General features: G+C 68.3%; 20 protein-coding genes. 11 read left to right on the top strand and 9 right to left on the bottom strand.

The features are described from left to right. Window positions 1–41: 41 nt before the first annotated feature. Complete coding sequence (locus tag C1737_RS17405; protein WP_102419006.1) at window positions 42–2,051, top strand: hypothetical protein; 2,010 nt, start codon at window positions 42–44, stop codon at window positions 2,049–2,051. 79 nt (window positions 2,052–2,130) lie between these two features. Then, complete coding sequence (locus C1737_RS17400; protein ID WP_233214779.1) at window positions 2,131–3,018, top strand: methyltransferase domain-containing protein; 888 nt, start codon at window positions 2,131–2,133, stop codon at window positions 3,016–3,018. Window positions 3,019–3,049: 31 nt separating this feature from the next. On the opposite strand, the gene C1737_RS17395 is transcribed toward C1737_RS17400, so the two are convergent. From C1737_RS17395 to C1737_RS17380, 4 genes are all read right to left on the bottom strand, one after another. Continuing rightward, window positions 3,050–4,108 (bottom strand): glycosyltransferase, encoded by a 1,059-nt coding sequence (locus C1737_RS17395; protein WP_102419004.1) that lies wholly within the window; start codon window positions 4,106–4,108, stop codon window positions 3,050–3,052. Then, window positions 4,105–6,114: a glycosyltransferase gene (locus C1737_RS17390; protein WP_102419003.1), complete on the bottom strand. Its 2,010-nt coding sequence runs from the start codon at window positions 6,112–6,114 to the stop codon at window positions 4,105–4,107. The genes C1737_RS17395 and C1737_RS17390 overlap by 4 nt, the downstream gene beginning before the upstream one ends. Then, window positions 6,111–7,574: an oligosaccharide flippase family protein gene (locus C1737_RS17385; RefSeq protein WP_102419002.1), complete on the bottom strand. Its 1,464-nt coding sequence runs from the start codon at window positions 7,572–7,574 to the stop codon at window positions 6,111–6,113. Before C1737_RS17385 ends, C1737_RS17390 begins: the two co-directional genes overlap by 4 nt. Window positions 7,575–7,715: 141 nt before the next feature. Next, a complete protein-coding gene (locus C1737_RS17380; protein WP_102419001.1) occupies window positions 7,716–8,579 on the bottom strand; it encodes a WecB/TagA/CpsF family glycosyltransferase in 864 nt (287 codons plus the stop codon). 382 nt (window positions 8,580–8,961) lie between these two features. Here C1737_RS17380 and C1737_RS17375 point away from each other — a divergent pair, with 382 nt between their 5' ends. Together C1737_RS17375 and C1737_RS17370 are read left to right on the top strand one after the other, a co-directional pair. Beyond that, window positions 8,962–10,209: a CoA transferase gene (locus C1737_RS17375; protein WP_102419000.1), complete on the top strand. Its 1,248-nt coding sequence runs from the start codon at window positions 8,962–8,964 to the stop codon at window positions 10,207–10,209. Beyond that, the gene (locus C1737_RS17370; protein WP_102418999.1) at window positions 10,203–11,507 is read left to right on the top strand and encodes an amidohydrolase family protein; all 1,305 of its coding nucleotides are present in this window, start codon (window positions 10,203–10,205) and stop codon (window positions 11,505–11,507) included. Before C1737_RS17375 ends, C1737_RS17370 begins: the two co-directional genes overlap by 7 nt. 7 nt (window positions 11,508–11,514) lie before the next feature. Here the strand turns inward: C1737_RS17370 and C1737_RS17365 are convergent, their stop codons facing one another. Then, on the bottom strand, window positions 11,515–12,414 hold the full coding sequence (locus tag C1737_RS17365) for an alpha/beta hydrolase (protein ID WP_102418998.1): 900 nt from the start codon (window positions 12,412–12,414) through the stop codon (window positions 11,515–11,517). Between the two features lie 112 nt (window positions 12,415–12,526). Between C1737_RS17365 and C1737_RS17360 the strand changes: the two genes are divergently transcribed. The 7 genes from C1737_RS17360 to C1737_RS17330 all read left to right on the top strand — a co-directional run bounded on the left by C1737_RS17360 (window position 12,527) and on the right by C1737_RS17330 (window position 19,704). Then, on the top strand, window positions 12,527–13,318 hold the full coding sequence (locus tag C1737_RS17360) for an alpha/beta fold hydrolase (protein WP_255413418.1): 792 nt from the start codon (window positions 12,527–12,529) through the stop codon (window positions 13,316–13,318). 221 nt (window positions 13,319–13,539) lie between these two features. Continuing rightward, a complete protein-coding gene (locus tag C1737_RS17355) occupies window positions 13,540–14,208 on the top strand; it encodes an SAM-dependent methyltransferase (protein WP_102418997.1) in 669 nt (222 codons plus the stop codon). A 108-nt stretch (window positions 14,209–14,316) separates the two neighbouring features. Further along, on the top strand, window positions 14,317–15,498 hold the full coding sequence (locus C1737_RS17350; protein WP_102418996.1) for an alpha/beta hydrolase: 1,182 nt from the start codon (window positions 14,317–14,319) through the stop codon (window positions 15,496–15,498). A 44-nt stretch (window positions 15,499–15,542) separates the two neighbouring features. Then, window positions 15,543–16,952 carry a wax ester/triacylglycerol synthase family O-acyltransferase gene (locus C1737_RS17345; RefSeq protein WP_102418995.1) on the top strand — a complete coding sequence of 470 codons (1,410 nt, stop codon included), beginning with the start codon at window positions 15,543–15,545 and terminating at the stop codon, window positions 16,950–16,952. A 107-nt stretch (window positions 16,953–17,059) separates the two neighbouring features. Then, window positions 17,060–17,845, top strand: a complete 786-nt coding sequence (locus tag C1737_RS17340; RefSeq protein WP_102419996.1) for a crotonase/enoyl-CoA hydratase family protein — start codon at window positions 17,060–17,062, stop codon at window positions 17,843–17,845. Window positions 17,846–17,905: 60 nt separating this feature from the next. Next, window positions 17,906–19,411 (top strand): class I adenylate-forming enzyme family protein, encoded by a 1,506-nt coding sequence (locus tag C1737_RS17335; protein ID WP_102418994.1) that lies wholly within the window; start codon window positions 17,906–17,908, stop codon window positions 19,409–19,411. Further along, window positions 19,408–19,704, top strand: coding sequence for a hypothetical protein (locus tag C1737_RS17330; RefSeq protein ID WP_102418993.1), 297 nt, complete (start codon window positions 19,408–19,410; stop codon window positions 19,702–19,704). Before C1737_RS17335 ends, C1737_RS17330 begins: the two co-directional genes overlap by 4 nt. Window positions 19,705–19,708: 4 nt before the next feature. On the opposite strand, the gene C1737_RS17325 is transcribed toward C1737_RS17330, so the two are convergent. The 4 genes from C1737_RS17325 to C1737_RS17315 form a co-directional block, all read right to left on the bottom strand. Next, entirely contained in the window at window positions 19,709–20,275 is a 567-nt protein-coding gene (locus C1737_RS17325; RefSeq protein ID WP_067917927.1) for a TetR/AcrR family transcriptional regulator, read from the bottom strand. 89 nt (window positions 20,276–20,364) lie between these two features. Beyond that, entirely contained in the window at window positions 20,365–20,496 is a 132-nt protein-coding gene (locus C1737_RS27380) for a hypothetical protein (protein ID WP_007167324.1), read from the bottom strand. Window positions 20,497–20,765: 269 nt separating this feature from the next. Continuing rightward, the gene (locus C1737_RS17320; protein WP_102418992.1) at window positions 20,766–22,238 is read right to left on the bottom strand and encodes an aldehyde dehydrogenase; all 1,473 of its coding nucleotides are present in this window, start codon (window positions 22,236–22,238) and stop codon (window positions 20,766–20,768) included. 94 nt (window positions 22,239–22,332) lie between these two features. Next, entirely contained in the window at window positions 22,333–23,106 is a 774-nt protein-coding gene (locus tag C1737_RS17315) for a class I SAM-dependent methyltransferase (protein ID WP_102419995.1), read from the bottom strand. Window positions 23,107–23,111 lie beyond the last annotated feature (5 nt).

The following is a 23,111-nucleotide window of genomic DNA, read 5'->3' as shown; positions in this document are numbered from 1 at the left end:
GTGCCCTTGACCGGTGTCCGGTAGCGAATACGATTCCGTTGATGTTCGGGAACTGCATGGGTAGAGCTATTGCCCTGACCGGTGTGATCGGATTCTTAGCCATCAGTGCCCCGCCGTCGTGGGCTGATCCCACCGAGCCGGGATCAACGACCGAATCCACCGCCCCTGGTCCAACAACCGCCTCGTTGACCATGTCGTTGAACGACCTGGGATATGGCTCCACGTTGGCGTTTTACGGACTGGAGGGCACGGCGCAGCTGACCGTGCCGGTTCCGCACGGGCTGACACCGTCCGCCCTCAACGCGACCGTTCAACCACCGGTCAATATGCGGTCGGGGACGATCATCGTCTCGCAGAACGATCGCGACATCGCGAAGGTGAACGTCCCCACGACCGATCAAGCGCCGATCGTCATCCCGATGGGCGCAGCGGAAGTGATCAATGACTCGGTGACCGTGACACTGCGTGCGTACCTGGTGCCCGTGGAAGGATTGTGCGTCTATGCGTGGAGCCCGTTGCGTCTGACCAACGCAACGGTCGGCTACACCGGGGTCGAACAGCCGCCCACTACGGTGGCCGCCTTCTTGCCGCCGGTGCTCCGGAAGCTGACCATATTCCTGCCGCAATCGCCGTCGGCGGCGGAATCCGATACGGCAGTTCGATTGGCCACCTCCGCCGCCGCGCACTACGGCAAACAGCTCGTCGACATCGGCGTGGCGCCGTTGGGCGAAGGGCAGGCGGCACCGCCGACGCCGGCGCGACCGCAGGAACGCCAGATCGTCGTCAAAGAGGGACCGGACACCGGGCTTTCCCTGCAGGGCGCCGGCGGCGTGCCGTGGATGTTGATTTCAGGACCCCTGGGGCGAAGCGCCGACTCGGACACAGCGTTGCTCTTCAGCGACCTATCCGGACTGGCCATGTCGTCCAAAGCGGCCGCGACGTCGCTGAAGTCCAACGTTGCGCTGCCTGGCGACACGGCCACGCTGCGTGAGCTGGGGCAGCCCATCGTCAACTCCACGGGGCTGCAACCGCGGGTCTCGATCGGACTGGACCAGACCCGGTTCGGCAGATCCATTCACTCGGTGCGGATGCATCTGCGTGGCTCCTACTCCCCGACGCCGGCCAATATCGGCGGTCAGATCGTCGCGACAGTGGGCTCGGAGACCATCGACCGATGGCCGACCGACGGCCACGGAGTGATCGACCGCTGGGTCGACGTCCCGGATCGGCTCCTGCAGCGATGGACCGGTCTTGATTTGACGCTCAACGTTTCGGGCAACGTGGGACGGTGCGGAGATTTCTACACCGCGGGGGCAGGAGACCAGCAGCTCACGTTGACCATCGACGGCGATAGCACTGTGCAGAGCAGCCCCGCGGCGCCGCCTGTGCCAGAAGGCCTGCGATCGGTGCCGCAAACATTGATGCCCCAGATCCAGGTGGGCATCGGCCCGCACTCCTTTGCTGACACCTCGCGCGCCGTGGACATTGTGGTAGGCCTGCAGCGCTTCAGCTCGATACCCCTCGAGACCACCGTGACCGGCGTGCAGCAAGCGATTGATTCGTCGAAGCCCGCGATACTGATTGCAGCCGACGGATGGAACCACCCCGACATCGCGCTTCCGGTGTCCGCGGGTCCCAGCGGGCCGATCACCGTCAACGCCTTCACGTCCGACGGCAAGCCCACCACTATCACGCTGGATCCGACACTGCGGTTCGCGTCTTTCCAAACGGTTTTCAACCGCGGCCGGTCACTGCTGATCGCGACCTCCAACGGCGTGCCGGGCCAGCTCGATGCGCTGATCAAATGGCTCGGTAGCGACAACACGCGCTGGCCGAGGGTCAAGGGTCTCGCGCTGGTGTCGTTTCCCGGACAAGATCCCGTGATGATCGATCGCCCGAATGCGGACACATCCGGCCCGGGCGCGGCGTCCGGTCAGCACTCGGACTCGGGATGGCTTTGGTGGCTTGGCGGGGCGTGGCTCGCCGTGGCCGTGATCGGGGCGGGCGTGATCGTGCTGCGCAGCCGACGCGGGTTACACCGCAGCCGATAAAAGGACTGCCAGCCTTATGGAGCCGAGGGGTAACAAATTAATAGCCCGCTACAAGAAGACATACAGCATTCCGGCCGAAGTGACTATCACCGAGCAAATGATATTGGATCACTGGAAGCTGGAAAAGCAACTAACCTCGGAGTTGCTCCGATCCACACCCGAGGACAGATGGCAAACTTTCAACCAGTGCTACACCCGGCTCTATACCGAATTGGGCTGGCTCAATCAATTCTCAAACCTAGCCGATCCGAGATCTCCGCAGGAAAGATTCGGAGGATGGCTCGACCTGATCGGACCACCTCCGAAGTCGATCTATGAAATCGGTTCCGGCCAGGGTGGCCTCATTTCTTTTCTGGCGCTGAATGGTTACGACTGCAAGGGAACAGAGATTACCGGCGAACGCGGAGAAAAGCTTCTGCCCGGGACCTATGCAAACCCGTCATGGGGAATGTCGGACGGAGTGCACCTGGACAGGTTCGAGCCCGCCGAAACTTACGACGTCTTGGTCTCGGATCAGGTGATCGAGCACCTACATCCGGATGATCTGGAGAGCCATCTGGCGAGCGCCCGTTCCATATTGAAGAAGGGCGGCCGCTACATATTCAACACCCCCAATAAATACACCGGGCCGCACGATGTCTCGCGTGTATTCAAACGTGGCGAGCCAGCAGGCATGCACTTGAAAGAATATACGTGCCGCGAATTATTCGAGGCGGCGACGCGCGCTGGTTTCGCCGACGTCCGCTATGGATTCGTGCCAAGAAGATTCCGTATCATGCTTGCGGCGTTGGGGATCGGACGGTTCGCCAAACCCGAGACGGTCGGAAGCCTGTTTCTGCGTTTCGTATTCTTGGTCGAAAGATTCCTGGCGACCTTACCCGCTCCCGGCTTCCGTCGTCTGTGCGCGACCATCTGCTGCCAAATCGGTGTTTTCTCCGGCACTGTCTCCCTGATCGCCAAAAAATGAGATTTCTCAGGAGATCTTTCTGCCGACCCCGTCAGCGTCGGCGACCCACCACCTCGGCGATGACATCCAGCAAGCGATCTGCGGCGCGGTCGACGGTGAATCGCCGCGCGTAGTGGCGCGCTGCCGCGGCTCCGTGCTCTGCCGCAGCGGACGAGTCGGCCAGGATGTCGAAGGCGGCGGCGAGCCCCGCGATGTCGTCCACACCGACCGGGGGGAAGCTCGGCGGCTGATACTCAGGCAGGCCGCCGGCGGTGGACACGATCGGCATGACGCCCAGCTGCATTGACAGCACCTGCACGCCGCTTTGGGAAGCGCGCCGGTAGTGGGCGACCGACCCCTTCGCAGCGGCCAGTGTCGTGACCACATCGGCGTAGCGATACCAGCCCGGGAGCCAGCGAGTGTGTTTCGGCAGGGCGGCGGTGTCCAGTGGCCCGTCGCCGATGAGCACGAGGTTGTCGCCGCGCCAGCCGCCGCCGACGATGTGTCGCTGCCAGGCTTCGAGCACTACGTCGACGTTCTTGTAGGAGTAGAGCCGGCCGACCATGGCGAAGTCATGGCGCCCTTCGGGTCCCACCAGCGGCGGGACCCGGGCCGGATCAAGGTCGCTGGTAAGCGGCAACACGTGCACCCGTGTGCCGGCGACGTCGCGGCGCATCGCGACAGCGGCTGCGACGTAGCCGCTGTAGGTGACGGTGGCCGCCGAGTGCGCGCCCCAGCGGTCGAACACCACGGGTTCGTAGACTCGCCGCTGTTCGATGGGGACGTGGGGGCGGTCGTCGTGCACCAGCTGAATACGTGGAAGCCGCCCGGCCAGCGCGATCCAGCGTGGATCGCGCACCAGCTCGGCGATCACGACGTCCGGACGGTACTCGTGGACCCGGCGCCAGGCCGCTACGGTCGCAGCCCAGGTCGCCGCCTTGCCCAACCGTGGATCGAGCACCAATTCGTAATCGCGGGCAGCGTCCGACTCCGGATGTAGGTCGGTGGTAACCAGTAGCACGTCGACTTCCCGCCGGCGCAGCGCTTCGATCTGTACGCGTGCCAGCGACCGCATCCAGGGCGAAAGCCAAAGCACCCTAAGGGAATTCATAATACGGCGGCGATTGCGTCGAGGTAGGCGTCGGTCATTGCCTCCACCGTGTAGTGCTTGCGCATGCGTTCGAAGCCGCGCTGTCCGACCGATGGCAGCACGTTGGGATCCGCCAGGATCCGGGCCAGGTGTTCTCGCCATCCCGACACCGACACGGGTTCGACGACGAACCCTGCCCGTCCGAAATCCAGCATTTCGGGGACGGCGCAGACCGCCGACGCCGCAACCGGTACCGCCCGTGCCATCGCCTCGAGAATCACCAGCGGGAATGCCTCGGAGCGGCTCGGGACGCACAGCAGATCTGCGTCGGCCAGTGCGGGACCCGGGCCCGCCGACCATCCGCGCCACTGAACCCGGTCGAGCAACGCGCCGGGAGTGCGGGCTTGCAGCTTCTCCCGGTCTGGGCCGTCACCGAAAATCGAGAGCTTCCACGGCATATCGACGAGGCCGGCGAGCGCATCGACCAGCAGATGAGGATTCTTGTGCTCGACGATGCGCGAGAGGATCACCAAGTGCGGCGGCTCACCGACGGTCCGCGGCGGCGGAGCCGGGTCGTCGCTCGAGGCCACGCCGTTGGGTGCGATGAATCGCCGTTCCCCGAGCCGATGGTGGGCGGTGAGCATGTCCCAATGGCGTTGCGCCAGCACGATGAACCCGTCGGCACGCCGCATCGCCGCGGCCAGTGGCCGCGAGTAGATGGGCCGGTCTTCCGCGGGGGGAATATGCGCTGCAACCAACCAGCGTCGGCCCGCCGCGCCCGCGCGCCATAGGGTGGCAAATCCCGTCTCGGTGTTTGTGTCTCCGCTGATGAGCACCGCCGGACCATCGGGAATGTCGATGATCGGTGCCCACCAGGGCTGGCGTACCACCCGCACGCTGGGCGGAATCTCCTTGATCAGTGGTCCGAACCGTTGCACGCAGACCACGGTGACGGGGTAGCCGCGTCGGTCCAATTCCGTGGCCAGCAGGGCCTTCTGCCGCTCGGCACCTCCGTAGACCAGGCGGTTGGTGACGATCACGATTGCCGGCAGGCCCTTGTGGTGGCGGGCGCGAGCGGTATTGCGAGCGCGGCGCTTCGAGGGCTGCAGGCGCTCCAACAGCGCCGCGCCGGCGAGATACACGTCCGCGTGGTGAACGTTGTCTTGATGTTCGAGTAGTAGGGCGGCGTTGGTGCGCGCCAGGTCTCGGTTGCGGCGTTCGGCAGCGGCGACGGCTTCGCCGTCCGCTCGGCCGGTTGCGCGCACAGCGGCGCCGGTCGCCCGATTACCCCGTTCGACGCCGAGTTCGTCGGCCAGCAGAATGCGCCAACCCGCTGCGCGCGCGCGGTTTTCCCAGTCGGCTGCCTCGCCATAATGGAAGAATTCCTCGTCGAAGCCGCCGATGGCATTCCACGCCGCCCGGTTGATTGCCAGGCAGGCAGCTGCCAAATTGCCTTGGATGGCGCGCGATTCGGGGGGTTGGTGCGCATACAGGGGTGAGGCCGGTGTGCCGCGCAGTGAATCGGAGTAGCCGGCGACCGCGACCAGCGCGCGAAGAAGTGTCAGGCGGTGGGTTGCGACGTCCCACGGTGTGCGGCCCGGTGCGGTGTCGTCATGCACCAACGGCGAGACCGCTGCCACGTGAGGCCGGCGAAGCAACTCTCTGGTGCGGGTCAACGGACCTCGCAGGCGGGCATCGGCTTTGAGCAATAGCAGATCGGTGTCGCTGGGTGCCTGGTCCACCAGCGCATTGAGGGCCGCGGCAAGGCCCGGGTTCGCCGGTCCCGGCACCCAGTGCACCGCCGGATAGCGACCGGCCAGTTCCGCATGACCGGGAGACCCGTCGTCGCTGTCCCGGTAGACAAAAACCGGTAGGTCGGGGAGATGTTCGGCGACGCTGGACAGGCACGTCTGAAGCGAGTCTTGGCTCTCGTCAGGCGCAATCAGCACCGCAAGCGACCGGTCGGCGGGTAGGGCAACCGGGCCGGCCGGGCGTTTCAGATATGCCCGGTCCAATTCGCGGTTCATGCCATCAGCCCTTTCCGGCGCAACGACACCAACGTCGACCAGGTGAGCGGTCCGACCGCCGCGCTGGTGGCCAGATAAACAGCGGCGGCTGCGACCAGAACGACTACTACGTGCTGACCCCGAAGCAGGATCGTCACCGCGACACTCGCTGCGGTCGGTACCAGCAGCCGCAGCAAGAAAACGACCGGCGTGCGGTAGCCGCACTGGCGGCGCAGCCAAAAGCCGGCAATCGCCATGCTGAACAATTCCGTGCACACCAGTGCGACGCCGGCCCCGACGGCGCCGAACCGCCCGTCCAGTACGAGATTGAGCACGATGTTGAGCGCAAGGGTGGCGACCGACAGCCAGAACCAGAACCGGTGATGATTGCTGGCGAACAGATCCTCGCCGAGGGTGGTGGCGACGAAGCGTATTGCCACCGCGACGAACAGCAATGCCAGGGTCGGCGTACCACGGTCGACGAACGCCTGGTCGCCGAACAGCCGAATCAGGGGTCCAGCCAGCAATACTCCGACCACCGCGATCGGGACCGCCACGAAAGACATCAACGCGACACTGTGGCGCACGAAGGCGGCAAATGCCGCGACATCGCGGGAAAACAGCTCGGTGGCCGTTGAGAGCGTGGACTTGAGGAAGAACACCGAGATGATCAGGGTGTTGAGCGCGATCGCAGAGGCCAACCCGTAGACGCCTACCTCGGAATGCGTGTTCACCAACGACAAGATCACGCCGTCTGCGCGCCAGTACAGGACGGTGATCACCGTCACCCCCATGGGAAAGAGGCTCTCCCGCAACAAGTTTGCGATTTCCCGCGGTGCGAAGATCGGGCGGAACGAAACCTGCCGCGCCGCCGCGCTGCTCTGGATCAGCACTTGCAGCGCGGTGGGAATGAGCTGCGCGACTGCGAACCAGATGACATCGGTTCGTTCTGCTACCAGAAAGCTGATCATCGCCAGCATGGCCAGCCGACCTAAGAGGTCGGAGACGGCCACCGCGGAGAACCGGATGGTCGCCTGAAACACCGGCTCAAGCCGTGTAGTCATCGTCATCATGAGTACCTGCGCCGACAACACCACAAGCATGACGCGCACGTCGTGGTCGCGGTAGACGAGCAACCCGGATCCCGCCGCCAATGCCGCGAGCGGAACGCAGTACACCAGCGACACGCCGTTGTAGATCCGGACCAGGCGCTCGAGTTCGCCGCGACCAGAGGTGACGCGGCGCACGATGACGCGGCCGATACCGAGATCGACCAGGCTCATCCACATCCCGATGAACGCGCCGGCGATGGTGAGCTGGCCATAGCGACCGGGACCCAGATAGCGAGCGGTCATCGCCACCGAGACCACCGAGGCCATCATCCCCAATACCCGGCACACCAGCTGGATCGAGAACGCGCGGGTCAACCGCGCCAGCGGCACCGACGGCACGACCTCACTGGGCGCCATCGGCTCAGTCATTGCTCGTGGCCACCTGTCGGTCTCCGTTGCCTGCTAAGCCGGCTGCCGCCGCTTTTCACACCACCTGCGCAGCCGGCAGGGACTAGTTGCGTGCTCGGGGGCGGCTGGGTTGTCAAAGCTGGCGGCTCGTGGGGATCGCGTTCAGGCAATGTGATTCCGTCCCCGCTGCCGCCCCTCCATCTTGGTATCGTCACCCGTCGGCGCGTCCGTGTAGTCCACGTAGTCGACAGCGGGATAGCAGATGAGCTGCGCACGCGCCGCGCGGAGCAATGCGATAGGACCCTGCAGTAGATAACGGCGAGCCAACCGGCGCGGCTCGCGGGTCAACCGATAGAGCCATTCCAGGCCGAGGTTTTGCATCCAATTGGGTGCCCGCTGCGTCTTGCCGACCAGAAAATCGATGGCACCGCCGCACGCCAGGAAGATTCGTGCGCCTGTCGCGCATCCGTATCGGTCGATCCAGTGCTCTTGCGCAGGCTTGCCGAGGCTGACGACGAGGATGTCCGTGCGCGCGGCGTGGACGGCCGCCGCCCAACTTTCGGAACACGATGCGATGCTGTGCGCGTCCGGTGCCCACATCCCCGAAATTGCAAGCGCCGGATGACGTTCGCTCAAAAACTCCTCGAGGAGGACGTGGGTTTCGGCGCTGCCGCCGAAAAAGCCGATCCGTCGATCCGCCTCTTCGGCCAATGCCAACACGGCGGGCAGCAGGTCGGCGCCGGTGACCCGGGGCCACGGCTTGCCGGTGAGCAGTCGGCCCCGCCAGGCGATCGGCATCCCGTCGGCCAGCAACAGCCATTCGAGCGGACCTGTGGGCCTCGCCGGCATTTTCCGGAAATGGTACAAGTGGTCGAGGTTTACCGAGCCCACCGCCAGGCCCATTTTCGACGGCGATTGCAGGCGCGTGGCGATGATTGACAGCACCTCGTCGAACCCGCGGCGCTCGACGATGTTGCCGCTGATGGCCATGCGCACGCCGGCCGCGGACGGCATTTCGTGGGTCATGGCCAAACCAGCGCTTTTCGCGATGGCTGACGGGACGCCATGCCTGAGCGATCCCGGGGAATGACCCTTTCCGCGGTCATATCACGGCCGGTCGCGCCCGCCCGACGGCGTGCGTGATGTTGCAGGGGCCATCGTCCTCGACACGTATTAGATAGTCCCAAAAGCGGGACGTGAAAGTGGGTAAATGGGGCGCTAACCACGACTCCGAATGTCCCTGGAGTTCTTCAGGTGGTGGCGCACAATCCGTGCAGCAGGGGCCAGAAGTCCCACGGTAGGTGACGAAAGTACGGCGCCCGGACCGCGAACGAGCCTTCGGCGATGGCTTCTCGAAGAGGGATGGCATCCGGTTGTAGAGCGTCTGCCGGCGGCGGTCACTGTCTTGATGGGCAAACCCGGTCCCGTCCGTGGCCCGGCGACCTTCACGCATCATGGTGGGGTGAGTTCGGTGCCGTCGCTGCGGGACAGCGCGTGGGGTAGCAGCGGGCTGGCCTACCTGACCGGCCTGCCCGAAGGGCCGCCCGACTTCTCCCGGGCGAACGTGCTGACCCACGCGCAGCGGGTGTCCGCGGCCGTCGGCGAGCGGTTGGGCCTGACCATCGATGCCGCCGGCCTGCTGGCCGGGCGGGCCGCGCTGCTGGGCCTGACCCGCGGCGGCCGGGTGTCCGCCGGCGGCGCCACCCGGCTGTTGGTGGCCGCCGACGGCTGGTGCGCGATCACGTTGTCGCGCCCCGAAGACGCCGCCGCCGTCCCCGCGCTGGTGCAGAGCGACGACGCCACTTGCGACCCCTGGCCGGCGTTGCAGCGCTGGGCCGCAACGCAACCGCTCGCCGCGATCATCGAGCGCACCGCACTGCTCGACATCCCCGCCGCCGCCCTGGGCGGAGCCGCGGCCACCGAACCGCGGATACGACCACGCGGGCCCCGCGGACCGGCGCGCGACGTCGCGGGCCTGCTGGTCGCCGACCTGTCCGCCATGTGGGCGGGCCCGCTGTGTGGACAGCTGCTCGCCCGGGCGGGTGCGTCGGTGGTCAAGGTCGAGAGCCCGGGCCGCCCGGACGGCACCCGAGCGGGCGACCGGGCGTTCTTCGACTGGATGAACGGTGAAAAGCTCTCGTACTGTGTCGATTTCGATCGTCAGGCCGACGAGCTGCGCGAGCTGCTCGCCGCGGCCGATGTCGTGATCGAAGGCTCGCGCCCCGCGGCGCTGGCGCGGCGCCGGCTCGGACCGGACGACGTCGCCACAGGGCAAGGGCGAATCTGGTTGCGCATCAAGGGCTACCTCGACGAGCGGCCGGCGTTCGGCGACGACGCCGCGGTGGGCGGCGGCCTCGTCGGTGTCGCGGCCGACGGGCCGGTGTTCTGCGGCGACGCCATCGCCGATCCGTTGACCGGGCTGGAGGCGACCCGGCTGGTCGCCGACTCGCTGGGCCGGGGCGGCGGCGAGCTGATCGAGGTCTCGATGGCGGCGGTCGCCGCCGGCTATGCGGCGCTGCCGACGCAGCCGTCGCGCGCCAACCGGCCCGCGCCGCCCCCGCCCATTCCGCCGCCGGCCCGGCCCGCGGCCCGGCTGGGCGCAGACAACGAGGCGGTGCGCCGGATGGTGGCCCGAAGGGGTTGTCCGCCATGCTGATTCGGCGGGCCACCCTGCTGGACGGGACGACCACCGACATCCGGTTCGGGGACCGGATCGACGAAGTGGGTGACGGCCTGGTCGCCGAACCCGGCGAGGGCGTGCTCTACGCCGGCGGGGGAACCGTCCTGCCCGGCCTGCACGACCACCACGTGCACGTGCGTTCGGCGGCCTCGGCGCTCGATTCGTTCCTCGTCGGGCCGCCCGGGGTCAGCACCAAAACCGAGCTGGCACAACTGCTGTCGAACGCGACGCCGGGGCCCGACGGGTGGATTCGCGCCGTCGGCTACCACGAGTCGGTGGCCGGCGACCTGGACCGGGACGCGCTCGACACCATGGTGCGCGGCGTCCCGGTGCGCATCCAGCACCGCAGCGGTGCGCTGTGGATCCTCAACTCCGAGGCGCTGGGCCGGGTGGGCCTGGCCGACCACCCCGACGGGCGGCTGCGCAGCGCGGACCACGGCTGGTCGGACCTGCTGCAGCGGCGCGAAAGCGACCTGGCGGAACTGAGCCGGCGCATCACCGCGACCGGCGTCACCGGCGTCACCGACGCCACCCCCGACCTCGACGCCGACGACATGGTGTCGCTGGTGGTGGCGCACCGGCGCGGGGAGTTCCGCCCCCGGCCGAGCTTCCTGTCGCCGGGCAAGAAGATTCTGCACGACGACGGGCTCGATGTGGACGGGCTGGCGGACTGGATCGTGGGCCGGCACGACGCGGGCCGGCCGGTCGCCGTGCACTGCGTGACCGCGGCCCAGCTCGTGGTGACGATCGCGGCCCTGCGGGCGGCGGGCAGCCATCCGCAGGACCGCATCGAGCACGCCGCCGTGGTGCCCGACGACAACCTGTCCGACCTGGCCGAGTTGGGGGTCACGGTGGTGACGCAGCCCAACTTCATCGCCGAGCGCGGCGATCATTACCTCGCCGACGTTCCCGCCGCCGAGCACGACCAGCTGTGGCGCGTCGCCTCGCTGCTGAAGGCGGCGGTGCCCGTGGCGCTGTCCACCGACATGCCGTTCGGCCACGGCGACCCTTGGACGGCCATGCGCGCCGCCGTCTACCGCACCACCCCGAGTGGTGCCGTCCTGGGCGTCGACGAATGTGTCTCCGCACGAGAGGCTTTGGCGATGTTCCTGGGCTCGCCGGACCGGCCGGCCCGGCCGCGCACGGTGGCGACCGGAGAACCGGCGGACCTCTGCGTGCTGAGCGAGCCACCCGCGACGGCGCTGGCAGAGCTGGACGCCGGCATGGTGGCGGCCACCGTCATCGGTGGGGAGCTCGTTTACTTCGCGATGTGACCGGCGATCACGACGCGATGGCGAACGCCGCGCGCAGCATGGCGCACTGACTGTCGAAAAACCGCTGCGACACTTGCGCTTTGGGCGCGATGAGATCGAATCCGTGGAAGGCTCCCGGCACGGTCTCCACCTGGCACGGCACCCCGGCGGCGGTCAGGCGTTGCGCGTAGGCCAGATCCTCGTCGTGGAACAGGTCGTGGGTGCCGACCCCGATCCAGGCCGGCGGCAGCCCGCTGAGGTCTTTGCGGCGCGCGGGCACGGCGACCTCCGGGTCGGCGTCGCCGAGGTACGCCGCCCAGCCGAACCGATTGCTGCGGGTGTCCCACAGCCGGTAGTTCGCGTCGTGGGCGGACGCCGAGCTGCGATCGTCGAGCATGGGATAGGTGAGCAACTGGAACGCGGGGCTCACCTCGGCGCGATCGCGGGCGAGCAAGGCCAGGGCCGCGGCAAGGCCGCCGCCGGCGCTGGCGCCGCCGATGGCCACCCGGTAGCGGTCCACGGACGGCAGGCCGGCCAGCCAGGTCAACGCCGAATAGCAGTCCTCCAGCGGCGCGGGATATGGATGTTCGGGCGCCAGACGGTATTCCACCGACGCGACGGTGATGCCCAGCCGCCGGCTGAACCCGCTGCAGAGCCGGTCGTCCTGCCGGGCGGTGCCGATCACGTAGCCGCCCCCATGGATCCACAGCAGCGCGGGGGTCGGCTCGGCCACGCCGGCCGGCCGGAACAGCCGGACACCGGTTCCCGAACCCAGCGTGAGCTCCTCGACACCGTCGACGGGCTTTCCGAGGCGGTCGCGCAGCGCGATTCCCGCCCGCATCATCCGCAGGGTCCTGGGACCGACGAGTCGGCGCGGGGCAAAACGGGCGACCCGCTGGAGGTCAGGGTGAACATCGGTGTTCGGCACCGCATCAGTATCACCGACGCGCAACACCCGATGACCTGCTATCAGTGGTATGCGGCGGTTGGAGACATCGGGAGGCAACGTGACCGGATACGTTTCGCGATTCGTCGATACCGTGCTCGGCAAGATCCGTGTGCAGGTCAGCCCCGGCACCGGCCCCGCGGTGCTGCTGTGGCCCAGCCTGTTGATGACCGGGGACCTGTGGGCGGGCCAGGCGGCGCACTTTGGCGCCAGCCACCGCCTTGTGCTGATCGATCCGCCCGGTCATGGCGGCAGCGAGCCGCTGCGGTCGGCCTTCACGTTCGGCGACTGCGCCCGCTGCGTCGTCGACCTGCTGGACGGGCTCGGCATCGACAAGGCCCACTTCGTGGGCAATTCCTGGGGCGGCATGATCGGCGCCACGTTCGCGGCTCACCATCCCGACCGGCTTGACCGCGCCGTGCTGATGAACTGCACGGCGTCGAAAGCCGGTGTCGTTCAGAAGGCGAAATACGCGGCCATGCTGCGCGCGGCGGCGGTGCTGGGCGGGATCCGGCCGCCGCTGACGTCGTCGGCGCTGCGCGCCTTCCTGGGGCCGACGGCACTGCGTACCCGTCCGGACGTGGTCGCGACCGTGCGCGCGAACCTGCTCGCGGTCAACATCGATTCGGCCCGCTGGGCCGTCCGCAGCGTGGTGCCCGCACGCCCCGACCAGCATGCCCTGCTTCGAACGATCACGGCCCCGGTCCTGGTGGTCGCCGGCGCCGAAGACGCCACCTTCCCCGTGCCCGAAACCCGGGCGATGGCGGAGTCGATCCCCGACGCGTCCTTCCGCGTGCTCGACGGGATCGCGCACCTCGCGGCGCTGGAAGACCCGGCCCGGGTGAACGACGTACTGGATGCCTTCCTGTTCGGCGCTGTCCATTGATCCGTGAGAACTCATGCGCGACGGGACTTCCGCCGAGCGGATCGCGGATGAACCATTCCGCTCCCGCGCGCGTACTCCAAGGGCGGTGGATTAGCCGAACAAAGATCGGGGTATCGGTGGAGTGCTGGCGAGGGCGAGACGCGCCAGCGTTTCTTCGTCGCAACGTCCCTCACCGGGGCCGAGCGTGGACCGCCCGGCCGGGCAGGACGCGAGGGACGTGAATGCTGGGGCATCTCTACGATCGGGCGCTCGGCGGCGAGCGATGTTGGATTCGCCACGACGACGGGGAGCTGCGGCCCCTGCCGGCGCACCGCTGGCTGGGCGTGCGATGTCCCGAGGACGTATGTCCCGGTGACGGATCCGGCGACGCCTTCGACGAGGACTTCGACGAAGCCGTCACGCGGATGTGCACCGGGCCGACGATCGAATTGGGCTGTGGGCCGGGCCGATTGGTGGCCCGGCTGATTCAGCGGGGGATACCGGCCCTTGGCATCGACCGCTCGGTGACCGCGATCCGGTTGGCGGGCCGCGGCGGCGCGCCGGTCCTGCTGGGCGATGTGTTCGACCCGCTGCCCGCGATGGGCCTGTGGCAGACGGTGTTGTTGGTCGACGGCAACGTGGGCCTCGGCGGGGACCCGCGCCGCATCCTGGGGCGGGCCGCCGAGCTGCTGGCGCGGGGCGGGCGCTGCGTGGCCGAATTCGACGCCGAGGACATCGGCATCCGATCGCGCTGGGTCCGGCTGGAGTCCGCCTGCGAGGTCGGGCCCTGGTTCCGGTGGGCGTCGGTCGGCGTGGACAGTGCCGCCGCACTGGCCGCGCAGGTCGGCCTGACGCTGACCGGCGTTCGTCTGATCGGCGGCCGGGTGATCGCCTGCCTGGCGGCGATGTGAGCGTGGGGAGAGGCGCCGCCGACGGCCGACGCGGCGTGGACGCAAACGTCAGTTTCGGAGCCGGGGGCGGGGGTACGCTGCCCTAACACCACGGCAAGGAGGCCGGCTATGACATCGTGCGCGAAATGGTTGCTGCGGGCGCGTCCCGGCGACTACGCGCTGGCCTTGAGCGTCGCGGGCGCTTCGCTACCGGTGGTCGGCAAGCACCTCGAGCCGCTGGGCGGCCTCACCGCGATGGGCATCTGGGGCGCCCGGCACGCCCCCGAGTTCTTCTCCGGGATGACCAAGCCTCGCCCGTCGCCCGACGGCGGCGACGCCCGCCTCCCCGACGGGTTGAGCGCCCGGGACGTCTCCGTCGCGGCGCTGCGCGGGATCGTGTCGGCCGCGGACCTCGAGCTGGAGTGGCCCACCGCGCTGCGGACGCCGCCGATCTGGGATGCGGTGCGCCAGCGCCGGTACCTGCACCGGCGCGCGGTCCACTACGGGGACCACCCCGCGCAGGTGCTCGACGTCTGGCGCCGCAAGGACCTGCCCGCGCAGCCCGCGCCGGTGCTGATCTTCGTCCCGGGCGGCGCCTGGGTGCACGGCAAGGCCATGGGCCAGGGCTCCGCCCTGATGTCCCGGCTGGCCGAGCAGGGCTGGGTCTGCCTGGCGATCGACTACCGCGTCGCGCCGCACCACCGCTGGCCGCGGCACATCATCGACGTCAAGACCGCCATCGCCTGGGCCCGCGCCAACGTCGACAAGTTCGGCGGTGACCGCGATTTCGTCGCGGTGGCGGGTTGTTCGGCCGGCGGGCACCTGTCCGCACTGGCCGGGCTGACCCCAGACGACCCGCAGTATCACGCGAAGCTGCCCGAGGGCGCCAACACCTCGGTGGACGCGGTGGTCGGCATCTACGGTCGCTACGACTGGGAGGATCGCTCGACTCCCGAACGCGACCGGTTCGTCGACTTCCTGGAGCGGGTGGTGGTCAAGCGCAGGATCGCCCGCCACCCCGAGGTGTTCCGCGACGCGTCGCCGATGGCGCGCGTGCATCGAAATGCGCCGCCGTTCTTGGTGATTCACGGCAGCAGGGACAGCGTCATCCCCGTCGAGCAGGCCCGCAGCTTCGTCGACCGGATGCGGGCCGTCTCGCATTCGATGGTGGGCTACCTGGAGCTGCCGGGCGCGGGCCACGGCTACGACCTCATCGACGGGGAGCGGGCGGGCGCGGCCGCGCACGCGACTTCGCTGTTCCTCAACCAGGTTTATCGCACCAAGACAAACGCGGCCAAAGAGGTTATCTGAGCAGCCGCCGCTGAGTATGGTCCCTTTATGGGTAAGGGGCAGCGGTGAAACGGCTGAGCGGGTGGGACGCGGTCCTGTTGTACAGCGAAACGCCGAACGTGCACATGCACACGATCAAAGCCGCTGTGATCGAACTCGATTCCGATCGGCGTGACTTCGACATCGGCGCGTTCCGCGAAGTCATCCGCGGCCGCCTGAACAAGCTCGAGCCGTTCTGCTACCAGCTGGTCGAGATCCCGTTGAAGCTCCACCATCCGATGTGGCGGGAGCACTGCGACGTCGACCTGGACTACCACATCCGGCCGTGGCGGCTGCCCGCGCCGGGCGGGCGGCGCGAGCTGGACGAGGCGATCGGGCGCATCGCCAGCACGCCGTTGGACCGCAGCCGCCCGCTGTGGGGGATGTACTTCATCGAAGGCCTGGCCAACAACCGGATCGCGGTGGTCGGCAAGATCCACCACGCGCTCGCCGACGGTGTCGCTTCGGCCAACCTGATGGCCCGCGGCATGGACCTGCAGCCGGGGCCGGAGGGTGGCCCGTACCTGTGCGACCCGGCACCCACCACGCGCCAGCTGTTGAGTTCGGCCTTCGCGGACCACCTGCGCCACGTCAGCCGGATCCCGCACACGATCCGCTACACGGCCGAGGGCCTGGGCCGGGTGCGGCGCAGCTCGCGCAAGCTGTCGCCGGAGCTGACGCGGCCGTTCGAGCCGCCGCCGACCTTCATGAACCACAAGATCACGCCCGAACGCCGGTTCGCCACCGCCACGCTGGCGCTGGCCGACGTCAAGGAGACCGGCAAGCGGCTCGGGGCGACCATCAACGACATGGTGCTGGCCATGTCGGCCGGCGCCCTGCGGACCCTGCTGCTGCGCTACGACGGCAAGGCCGAACCGCTGCTGGCGTCGGTGCCGATGAGTTTCGACTTCTCGCCCGAGCGCATCTCCGGGAACCGTTTCACCGGTGTGCTCGTGGGCCTGCCGACGGACTCCGACGATCCGCTGGAGCGGGTGCGCTGCACCCACGAGAACGCCATCGCCGCCAAGGAGAGCAACCAGCTGATGGGACCGGAACTGGTCAGCCGCTGGGCGGCCTACATGCCGCCCGCGCCCACCCAGGCCTTCTTCCGCTGGGCGTCCGGGCGCGACGGCCACAACAAGATCCTCAACCTGAACATCTCCAACGTTCCCGGCCCGCGCGAACGCGGCCGAGTCGGCGGGGCGCTCGTCACCGAGATCTACTCGGTGGGCCCGTTGACCGCAGGCAGCGGCCTCAACATCACCGTCTGGAGCTACGTCGACCAGCTCAACATCTCGGTGCTCTCCGACGGCGCCACGCTCAAGGACCCGCACGAAGTGACCGAGGCCATGGTCGCCGACTTTATCGAAATACGGAGGGCCGCAGGGCTTTCCGAGGAGCTCACCGTGGTCGAGGCCGCGATGGCGCCAGCCTGAGCCGTCCGGAGGGAACGGCACTCTCGCCTGACGTTAATCGCGTTCTGGTCGACCGCTACCATCGGTCGGACAGCAGCCACCCCGACCCCGAAGGAGCTGTGCGGCACGTGAGCACTGGGAGCGAAGCAGCCGAAGAACCCGAAGTCCTGGTCGAACAACGGGACCGGATCCTGATCATCACGATCAACCGGCCCAAGGCCAAGAACGCGGTCAACGCCGCGGTGGCGCGCGGCCTGGCCGACGCCGTCGACCGGCTCGACGGCGACGCGGGCCTTTCGGTGGGCATCCTCACCGGCGCCGGCGGATCGTTCTGCGCGGGCATGGACCTCAAGGCCTTCGCACGCGGCGAGGTGCCCATCGTCGAGGGCCGCGGCATGGGCTTCACCGAGCGTCCACCGGTCAAGCCGCTCATCGCGGCGGTCGAGGGCTACGCCCTGGCCGGCGGCACCGAATTGGCCTTGGCCACCGACCTGATCGTCGCGTCCAGGGAGTCGGCCTTCGGCATCCCCGAGGTGAAACGCGGCCTGGTCGCCGGCGGCGGCGGGCTGCTGCGGCTGCCTCAGCGCATCCCCTCGGCCATCGCCATGGAGCTCGCCCTCACCGGCGACAACCTGCCTGCCGAGCGCGCCCACGAGCTGGGGCTGGTCAACGTGCTGGCCGAGCCCGGCAAGGCCCTCGACGAGGCCATCGCGCTGGCGGAGAGGATCGCCGCCAACGGGCCGCTCGCGGTGGCCGCCACCAAGCGGATCATCGTCGAGTCCCGCGGCTGGACCCCCGACAACATGTTCGCCGAGCAAGGCAAGATCCTGACCCCGGTCTTCGCGTCCAACGACGCCAAAGAGGGCGCCATCGCCTTCGCCGAGAAGCGCCCGCCGCGCTGGACGGGCAGCTGAGCGGCCGAGTTACACTGTGGCTTAGTTTTGTAAACCGCTGGGGAACCGGAAAGACCGAGGATGAGCATTTCGCTGCTGCTCGAGATGGCCACGTCGAGCAATCCCGACCGCACGGCCGTGGTGTCCGAGGGCTCCTCGGGCGCTCTGCGGCTGACGACGCAGCAGCTCAGCGATCTCGCCGACGGTGGCGCCGGGGTGATCGCGGGATCGAACGCCCAACACGTGGTCTACGTGGGCACCGGCGGCGCGATGCTGCCGGTGCTGATCTTTGCGGCCGCGCGCGCCGGGCTGCCCTTCACCCCGCTCAATTACCGGCTCTCGGCCGACGGCATCCGCGCGCTGATCGAGCGCCTGCCCGAGCCGCTGGTGATCGTCGACGACCGCTACCGGGACATAGTCGGCGACGCCCCCGGCCGGCTGATGACCACCGACGAATTCCTGGCGGCCGCGCGCGACGCTGAGCCCGCCGCCGAGTTTCCCGACCCCGACTCGGTCGCGGTCGTCCTGTTCACCTCGGGCACCACATCGCAGCCCAAGGCGGTGGAGCTGTCGCACAACAACCTGACCAGCTACGTCACCGGCACGGTGGAATTCGAATCGGCCGCCGAGAGCGACGCCGCCCTGATCTGCGTGCCGCCCTATCACATCGCCGGGGTGGGCGCCGCGCTGTCGAACCTGTACGCCGGGCGCAAGATGGTCTACCTGCCGAATTTCGATGCGCGGGAATGGGTTCGGCTGATCAACGCCGAGAACGTGACCACCGCGACCGTCGTGCCCACCATGCTCGATCGCATCGTCGCCACCCTGGAGGCCGAGGGCCACGAGCTGCCCTCGCTGCGCAACCTGGCCTACGGCGGGTCCAAGGTGGGGCTGCCGCTGGTCCGCCGCGCCCTGGAGCTGCTGCCCGGGGTCGGCTTCGTCAACGCCTACGGCCTGACCGAGACGAGCTCGACCATCGCGGTGCTGACCCCCGACGACCACCGAGCGGCGCAGGCCGCGGCCGAGCCCGACGTCGCCAGGCGGTTGGCCTCGGTCGGACGGCCGGTGCCCGGCATCGAGATCGAGATCCGCGACGAAGGCGGCAACGTGCTCGGGGCCGGGCAGACCGGTGAGCTGTTCGTCCGGGGCGAGCAGGTCTCCGGACGCTACACCGGCATCGGTTCAGTGCTCGACGAAAACGGTTGGTTCCCAACCAGAGACGTCGCGATGCTGGACGAGGACGGGTACCTGTTCATCGGCGGTCGCAGCGACGACACCATCATCCGCGGCGGCGAGAACATCGCGCCCGCCGAGCTCGAAGAGGTCCTGGTCGAGCACCCGCACGTGCGCGACGTCGCCGTGGTCGGGGTGGAGGATCCGCAGTGGGGTCAGGCGATCGTCGCGGTGGTGGTGCCCCGGCCCGGCGCGGACCCCGATCCCGAGGAACTGCGCGAGCACGTCCGGAAAAGCTTGCGCGGGTCGCGAACCCCGGACCGGGTGGTGTTTCGCGACGAGCTGCCCACGACCCCCACCGGCAAAGTGCTTCGCCGGGAGATCATCGAGACGCTGGAAGGGCTACGCGCATGATCAAGAATGGAACCCGCCTGGCCAGCCAGGTGTGTGACACGCAGGTGATCGTCGTCAGGAGCGCCGACAGCCTCGACGACCTGCGGTGCGGCGGTGCGCCGATGGTGCCCATAGGCGCCGAGCGTTCGGGCGAACTGGATCCGACGTTCGCCGACGGCACCGTGATGGGCAAGCGCTACGTCGACGAGACCGGTGCCGAGGTGCTGGTGACCAAGCCGGGCGCCGGGAGCCTGAGCGTCGGTGCGACCGCGCTGCAGCTCAAAGAGGTCAAGCCGCTGCCGGCCAGCGACTGAGGGATCACTCCCCGATATTGTTGCGTAGCACGAATTCCCTTGCCTTGATCAAGAATTCGAGCTGATCGCCGACCTGGCGCAACGGGTCGATGCTGCCGGTCGAGCGGGACAGCACGATGGCGCCCTCCAGCGCGGCGATCGACATCACCGCCAGCGAGGCGGCGCAGGGTTCCTCGAAGCCGTCGTGGGTGAATGCCAGCGTCAGCGCGGCGCACCAGCGGCCCAGGATGGCGCCGGCCTCCGCGGAGAGCTTGGCGTCGTCGTCGTCCGAGCCGATCGCCGCGGCCACCACCGGGCAGCCGGCGCTGAACCCGCCCTCGGTCAGCAGGCGCTCCCAGAACTCGACGAACTTGCCCAGCAGCACCCGGGCGCCCTGCTCGGCGGCATCGTCGATCATCGCGGTGATGGAGTCACCGGAATAGCGCAGCGCCTCGATCAGGATCTGATTGCGGCCGTCGGGAAAGTGGTAGTAGACCGAGCCGCGGGGCGCACCGCTGCGGGCGAGCACCGCGTCGATGGTCACCCCCGCGGCGCCTCGCTCGCGCATCACCTCGGCGGCGCTGGCCAGCATTTTCCGGCGCGTGCCGCCGCGCTTCGTCGGGCTGGGGTCCTGCAGCGTTTCGCTCGTGGTCGCCACTGGCGTGCCTCCCGTGGCTAACGTCATGCAGCGTGTGAGTGCCGCAGCACCGGCCAATGCATGCCGCGCGGGCTGAAGCGGAAACTCCGGCGTTTGAGGTCGGGCATCTCGCGGGTGAATTGATAGCCGCCGATGTTCAGCTCGATGATCCACATGATTCTCTCCCGGCCTGAGCGCCGCCGATGATTATGCTGAGAAGCATATAAGACAACGGTCCAGTAAGCAAGTTTTATTGCCTATATAAGCGCAGAAGCACGCAAAACTCGTGATAGCACCGCGCTGCCTCTTAATTTACGAGTGAGTAACTAGCGATGTTTCTATGCCCTATTGCATAATCCTCAGCCCGGGCTGGCCGCAAACGCCGAACGCGCACCCACCGCGACCTGCTGTGTTTCGCGGGTGGATGCGCGTTCGGCGCTAGGCGTCAGCCCTCGATGGTGTAACCCATCGGCATGAGCACGCTCTTCTGCTGAGTGAAGTGCTCGACGCCCTCGGGGCCGTTCTCACGCCCGATGCCCGAGTTCTTGTAACCGCCGAAGGGGCAACAGGGATCGAAGGCGTACCAGTTGATCGCGTAGGTCCCCGTGCGGATCTTCTCCGCCACCGAGATGCCGCGCTCCACGTCGGCGGTCCACACGCTGCCGGCCAGGCCGTACACCGAGTCGTTGGCGATCTTGATCGCGTCCTCCTCGGTGTCGTAGGGGATGATGCTCAGCACGGGCCCGAAGATCTCCTCCTGGGCGATCGTCATCTTGTTGTCGACGTCGGCGAACACCGTCGGCTGCACGAAGAAGCCGCTGTCCAGGCCCTCGGGCCGGCCGCCGCCGCACACCAGCCGCGCGCCCTCCTCGATGCCCTTGGCGATGTAGCCCTCGACCCGGGCGCGCTGCTTCTCCGAGATCAGCGAGCCGATCTGGGCGGCCGGGTCCGACGGCAGGCCCACCGGCAGCGCCTGCACGAAAGTGCCTACCGCATCCACGATTTCGTCATAGCGCGAACGCGGCGCCAGGATGCGGGTCTGGGCCACGCAGGCCTGCCCGGTGTTCATGATCCCGGAGAACACCAGCATCGGGACGGCGGACGCCAGGTCCACGTCCTCGAGGACGATGGCCGCGGACTTGCCGCCGAGTTCCAGCGTGCACGGCTTGAGCATGTCCGCGGCGCGCCGGCCGATCTCCTTGCCGACGGCCGAGCTGCCGGTGAAGGAGAAGAGGTCGACACCCGGGTTGGAGGTGAGTGCCTGTCCCGTCTCGATTCCGCCGGGCACAACCGACAGCACCCCCTCGGGCAGCCCGGCCTCGGCGAAGGCCTCCGCCAAAGCGTTGGCGCTCAGGGGGGTTTCGGCGGCCGGTTTGAGCACCACGGTGCAGCCGGCCAGCAGCGCCGGGCCCAGCTTGTTGACGGCCAGGAACAGCGGCACGTTCCACGCGACGATCGCGCCTACGACGCCGATGGGTTCGCGGTAGACGATGCTCTGCCCGTACCCGCCGGTGCGGACCTCTTTCCACTTGACCTGGTCGACGGCGGGGCCGGCGAAGAAGTTCAGCGCCCCGATGGAGCTCATCCAGTGCATGGTCTCGACGCCCATCGGGGGCTGGCCGGTCTCGGCCGCCAGCAGCTGGGTGAAGTGGTCCTTGCGCTCCTCCATCAGCTTGAGCGCGTTGGCGATCACGGCCGCGCGCTCCTTAGGCGGCGTCGTGGGCCAGGGTCCGTTATCGAACGCCGCGCGGGCCGCGGCGACCGCGGCGTCCACGTCGGCCGCCGCCGCCATGGGCGTCTTGCCGACGTACTCGCCCGTGGCCGGGCAGCGCACCTCGATCACCTCGTCGGTCGACGGCGCGGTCCACTTGCCGCCGATGAAAAGCTTGTCGTATTCCGTCGTTTGGCTCTCTGGCATCTGCGCCGCTCCTCCTCATTGCTTCGCGCTGCATCGTCGCCGGCGCGCATGGCGCCACCCTACCCAAGCCGGCGCAAAACGAGAACATGTTTCATTATCGGGGCCGAAGCACCAGCACCAGATTGCTGACCCCGAACTCCCGCAGCAGCGGGACCGACGTCAGCCACCATGCCCATCGGGGGTGGTAGCGGGGAAATGCGGCCACCGCCACCCCGGTGCTCGCGGCCCAGTCGAGCCCTTCGGCCGCGGACACCGCGAACAACGACGACCCGTAGTTGTTTTTCGCCGGATGCCCGTGTTTGCGGGCATAGCGGGCGGCGGCGCGGGCGCCACCGAGGTAATGGGCCAGGCCCGTCTCGTGCCCACCGAACGGGCCCAGCCAGACGGTGTAGGAGAGCACGGCCAGCCCGCCGGGCTTGGTCACCCGCAGCATCTCGTTGCCCAGCTGCCACGGGCGCGGCACGTGCTCGGCGACGTTCGATGACAGGCAGATGTCCACCGAGTCGTCGGCGAACGGCAGCGCCATACCCGATGCGCGGACGAAGGCTCCGGGACCGTCCGCGGGGGACCGTTCCGCGGCGTGCATCTCGCTGGGGTCGGGTTCGACGCCTATGTAGCGGAGACCGATGTCGTCGAACGCGGCCGAGAAGTAGCCGGGCCCGCCGCCGACGTCGAGCACGGTGCGGCCGGTCGGGGGCTCGCCGCGCGCGGCCCGCCACAGGTCGCTGATCATCGCCGCGGTGTCCGCCGCCAGCGCGCCGTAGAACCGGGCCGGGTCGGACTGCTCGAAGCGGAACTCCGAGAGCAGCCGCACCGCCCGGCCCAGGGTCGCCCGCCGCGCGAAGACCTGGGTGCAGGGCGGGTTCACGGGCA

Origin of the sequence: Mycobacterium sp. 4858 (assembly GCF_900240975.1) — a bacterium.
Lineage (GTDB): Bacteria > Actinomycetota > Actinomycetes > Mycobacteriales > Mycobacteriaceae > Mycobacterium.
Note: the sequence above shows the minus strand (reverse complement) of the source record. Positions and strands in the feature narration are given on the sequence as shown.